At 58.9% G+C, this 1,737-nt stretch carries 2 protein-coding genes; both read left to right on the top strand.

Going from position 1 to position 1,737, the window contains the following annotated elements:
- The first annotated feature begins 336 nt into the window (after positions 1-336).
- The gene (locus tag NW844_RS11460; RefSeq protein ID WP_414335779.1) at positions 337-798 is read left to right on the top strand and encodes a hypothetical protein; all 462 of its coding nucleotides are present in this window, start codon (positions 337-339) and stop codon (positions 796-798) included.
- Between the two features lie 60 nt (positions 799-858).
- Positions 859-1,674, top strand: a complete 816-nt coding sequence (locus NW844_RS11455) for a DUF2993 domain-containing protein (protein ID WP_414335777.1) — start codon at positions 859-861, stop codon at positions 1,672-1,674.
- Positions 1,675-1,737: the final 63 nt, after the last annotated feature.

Here is a 1,737-nt window from a genome sequence, read left to right as displayed (position 1 = left end):
ACATGAGGGATCCCCGCCATCGATCTGGCCAACTCACTCCAGCGCTAGTGTACCAACCCTTTTGGGTCTTGCGCAGGGGTGTTCAATGGGTTGCATCTGGACAACCATGAGCTCAAGAGCAGAACACAGGGTCAGTTTGAAGAGAGCGCCGAGCTGTGCCCAGCGGATCCCATATCCAAGTTTGGTTTATAATCTTTTTAGATTTCGGCTTAGCTTGGATTTGAAGAGGTCAACTTTAGCCTGGCTGAGCTGTACGGCTCTTCTGCAGCGCCCCACTGGGTCTAGATCCTTTCCCGTCCTGTTTGGTTTGTTTTTCTATCAACTTGGGAGATTCTTATGGCCGTTCCCAATGGTCATTCCAGCACGCTTCCAGAGCAAGAAGCCTCTTCTGTGGGAAAGGACTCCGTCTCGCCAACGCAGATGGGTAGCCCTCTGAACCTGGCTCCTCTGCCTGCTGAGGGGGCCTCTGCTCAGATGCCGGTACTGCTGACGGAGAGATCCGGCCCGCCCGTCTTCCCCAGCCCTGTCAAGTTCAGCAAGATCGAGATCGACCACCGTCCGGTGGGGGCTTCGACCCTGAAGGTGGTGGATTACTATGCCGACGGACGTCCGGTTGCCGCCGCAACTCTTAAGGTTGTGGATACCTGGGGCGAGGGGCGCCCAACGGTTGCCTCGGGGGCCAAATTCATCCATGATCCCGCCCTCAATCGTCCGGTGATGGCCGATGGCCTGAAAATTGCCAAAACCTTCCTGGGCAACCGCCCCATCGAGGCCAGTCCCCTCAAGGTGCTGCGCTAGCCGGGATCCCCAAGATGGCCCCTTTGCTAACCTGGGCTGGGGCGCATCAGGGTGGTGAGTATGGAGCTCCTGGCGATTCTCGTGGGGCTGTTGGCAGGCTTGGGAGGAGGAGCAGGCTATCTGGCAGATCAGACGGCACGGCAGCTTTTGCTGGATCAGTTGGATCGGGCCGAGGTTTTGGAGGTGCGCATCCAAAGCCGGCCCAACTACCGTCTGCTGAAGGGCCAAGCGGATCGCCTGCTGATTGCCGGTCGCGGGCTGTATCGGGCCCCTTTCCCCCGCCTTGAGCTTCTCGAGTTGGAAACCGATCCGGTGGCGATCGATCCCTCTTTTTTTCAGGGGGCTCCCCTGCGCCTGGCGCGACCTCTGCAAGCTGCGGTGCGGGTGGTGGTGCGAGAAGAGGACTTGAATGCTGCCCTCAACCTGCCAGAGGTGCTCCGCCAGTTTCAGGATATTCAAGCAGATCTGCCCTTTGGCGGAGCTGGCAGGGAAGCTCGCCGTTTTGACCTGCGTCAGCCCCGCGTCGAGTTTTTGGATCCCAACCGTATTCAGCTTTCTGCCCTCTTGGTGGAGCGGGACGGCGGCACCGAGCAGTCGGTCGAAGTGGTGTTCAACGCCGGGATCCGGGTGGAAGAAGGGCGCAGCCTCAAGCTGGAGAATCCGGAGTTTGTCATCGGTTCTGTACGGGTTCCTGATGAGATCTCAGCAGCCTTCTTGGGCGGGCTCAATAGGGTGTTTGACCTGCAAGAGCTGGAAGAGATCGGGATCCTGCTGCGGGTGCTCAGCCTAGAGATAGAACCTGACCAATTGCAGGTGATTGGGTTTGTGCGGGTGGAGACGCTGGAGAAGATCATGATCCCTGACGCGGACGGCTAGAGATCCCGGTTGAGCATGGATGCAATCTTCAGCTAGAAACCGCAGGAGCCCCGCCCTGTACCC

The organism is Synechococcus sp. H55.2, assembly GCF_047462495.1.
In the GTDB taxonomy this organism is placed as follows: Bacteria; Cyanobacteriota; Cyanobacteriia; order Thermostichales; family Thermostichaceae; genus Thermostichus.
Note: the sequence above shows the minus strand (reverse complement) of the source record. Positions and strands in the feature narration are given on the sequence as shown.